This window comes from Methylorubrum podarium (genome assembly GCF_022179745.1).
GTDB lineage: Bacteria > Pseudomonadota > Alphaproteobacteria > Rhizobiales > Beijerinckiaceae > Methylobacterium > Methylobacterium podarium.
In genome coordinates this window covers 1-2,593 of sequence record NZ_BPRD01000621.1, presented here as the reverse complement: position 1 = coordinate 2,593, position 2,593 = coordinate 1, and the positions used below count along the sequence as shown (strand labels likewise).

General features: G+C 69.2%; 2 protein-coding genes and 1 tRNA gene. All 3 read left to right on the top strand.

From position 1 onward, the window contains the following. Positions 1 to 158: 158 nt before the first annotated feature. The 3 genes from trpB to MFF42_RS24815 all read left to right on the top strand — a co-directional run bounded on the left by trpB (position 159) and on the right by MFF42_RS24815 (position 2,414). The gene (trpB, locus tag MFF42_RS24825) at positions 159 to 1,400 is read left to right on the top strand and encodes a tryptophan synthase subunit beta (RefSeq protein WP_238258610.1); all 1,242 of its coding nucleotides are present in this window, start codon (positions 159 to 161) and stop codon (positions 1,398 to 1,400) included. A gap of 103 nt (positions 1,401 to 1,503) precedes the next feature. Continuing rightward, positions 1,504 to 1,580 (top strand) — tRNA-Met (locus MFF42_RS24820). Positions 1,581 to 1,802: 222 nt separating this feature from the next. After that, positions 1,803 to 2,414, top strand: a complete 612-nt coding sequence (locus MFF42_RS24815) for an SOUL family heme-binding protein (RefSeq protein ID WP_238258608.1) — start codon at positions 1,803 to 1,805, stop codon at positions 2,412 to 2,414. Positions 2,415 to 2,593: the final 179 nt, after the last annotated feature.

The following is a 2,593-nucleotide window of genomic DNA, read 5'->3' as shown; positions in this document are numbered from 1 at the left end:
GCGCCGCCGGGCCTGACCGCCGAGCCCCAGGCCCGTCTTCCCGCCGTGGCCGTCAGGCTGTCGTTCCGGCGCGTTTGTCCGGCTGTGCCGCATTGCGGCCGTCGCCCCATGGGTCTAGCACGCGAGCAGAACCCTGTTTCTCGCGAAGGACCGTCCCCGTGACGCTGAACCCCGCTCCCAATTCCTTCCGCACCGGGCCGGACGAGCGCGGCCGCTTCGGCATCTTCGGCGGCCGTTTCGTGGCCGAGACGCTGATGCCGCTGATCCTCGACCTCGAGAAGGCCTACGCCGACGCCAAGGCCGACCCGTCGTTCAAGGCGGATATGGAGTCCTACGGCACCCACTATATCGGCCGGCCGAGCCCGCTCTACTACGCGGAGCGCCTGACCGAGCACCTGCGCGCGACGGCTCCGGCGGGGCAGGGGGCAAAGATCTACTTCAAGCGCGAGGAGCTGAACCACACCGGCTCGCACAAGGTGAACAACGTGCTCGGCCAGATCCTGCTCGCCCGCCGGATGGGCAAGCCGCGGATCATCGCCGAGACGGGTGCCGGTCAGCACGGGGTCGCCACGGCGACGCTCTGCGCGCGGTTCGGCCTCAAATGCGTCGTCTACATGGGCGCCGTCGACGTCGAGCGGCAGGCGCCCAACGTGTTCCGCATGAAGATGCTGGGCGCCGAGGTGGTGCCGGTGCAATCGGGCACGCGCACCCTCAAGGATGCGATGAACGAGGCCCTGCGCGACTGGGTCACGAACGTCGCCGACACCTTCTACTGCATCGGCACCGTGGCCGGCCCCCATCCCTATCCGGCGATGGTGCGCGACTTCCAGTCCGTCATCGGCATCGAGACGAAGCGCCAGATGCAGGAGCTGGAGGGCCGCCTGCCGGACTCGCTCGTCGCCTGCATCGGCGGCGGCTCGAACGCCATGGGCCTGTTCCACCCCTTCCTCGACGACCGCGAGGTCGAGATCTACGGCGTCGAAGCGGCCGGCCACGGCGTGCAGAGCGGCCTCCATGCCGCCTCGCTCACCGGCGGTCGCCCGGGCGTGCTGCACGGCAACCGCACCTACCTCCTGATGAACGAGGACGGCCAGATCGCCGACGCGCACTCGATCTCGGCCGGCCTCGACTATCCCGGCATCGGTCCCGAGCACGCGTGGCTGCACGAGATGGGCCGCGTCACCTACCTGTCCGCGACCGACGCCGAGACGCTGGAGGCGTTCAAGCTCTGCTCGATGCTGGAGGGCATCATCCCGGCGCTCGAACCGGCCCACGCGCTGTCGAAGGTGCTGGAACTCGCGCCCACCAAGCCGGCCGAGCACCTGATGGTGATGAACCTGTCCGGACGGGGCGACAAGGACATCCCGCAGGTGGCCCAGATCTTCGGCCAGACGCTCTGAGCGGGAGAACGGCCGCGCGGTTCGCAACAGACCGTTGACACCGCCACGCCCTTCTCCATATACCGCGCCCACCGGACGACGCCTCGGCGCCGTCCGCCCCTGTGGCGGGGTAGCTCAGCTGGTTAGAGCAGAGGAATCATAATCCTTGTGTCGGGGGTTCAAATCCCTCCCTCGCTACCACCATCCTTCAGCCTTCACAGGCACTGAGACCGAGCCCTGGACCTGCCGTCCGGGGCTTTTCGTTTTCGGGCGGATTGGTCTGCGACCGCCGACGGCTCCGGCTGCTCGGCCGGCACACCCTGCACGGCGTCGAGCGCATCGACGGGCTCGCGAACGCGGCCGACGGAACCGCTCTCGTGGATCGGCCTTGTTCGTCGACCTTCGTCGCGGATCTCGCCCCCGATGGACAAGTTCCTCTACTACCTCGTCACGCTGCTCGAATCCGCAATGTCGGTCGTCGGCATCCGCGCAGCCTACGAGGAGCCGCGCTACGCGGTGGTCGAACGGCTCGACCGCGGAGTCGAGATTCGGGCCTACGACGCGCGCGTGGCGGTCGAGACGGACGCCAGGGGCCAGCAGGACGGCGAGGCGTTCGGGCGCCTGTTCCGCTACATCACCGGCGCGAACGGCGGCGAAGCCCGCATCGCGATGACGGCGCCGGTCGAGTCCGGCGGCCGCCTGATCGCGATGACCGTCCCGGTCGAGCAGGGTGCGGCGGGCACGATGCGGTTCTACCTGCCCCGTACGGTCGCCGAGGCCGGGGCGCCCGAGCCGACCGAAGCCGGCGTCCGGCTGGTGCGGATTCCGCCGGAACGGCTGGCGGTGCTGCGCTTTTCCGGCAGCGCGACGCCCGAAGCGCGTGACGCGCAATCCCGCCGCCTCGCCGAGGTGCTGGAGAGAGCCGGACGGAGGCCGGAGGGGCCGCCCTTCTTCATGGGCTATGATCCGCCCTTCTCGATCCCCTTCCTGCGGAGAAACGAGGTCGCCGTGCGGCTCCCGTTCGCGAAGACGTGACCCGTGGAGGTTTTCCTTCCGACCTGTCGCCCACGGCTGGATCGGAGCGGCCGCACGGCCGCTGTCCCACGGTTTCCGGTTGATCGCCTCGGACATTGATTATCCCCTCATCGCGAGCGGCTGCGAAGCGATCCAGAGCGCGCCCTATCCGGAAAGGTCGCGCCCTGGATCGCCACGGC

What these genes read in the sequence shown, in the direction of transcription:
- MFF42_RS24815 (WP_238258608.1), top strand. Translation starts at nt 1,803, where the DNA reads ATGGACAAGTTCCTCTACTACCTCGTCACGCTGCTCGAATCCGCAATG.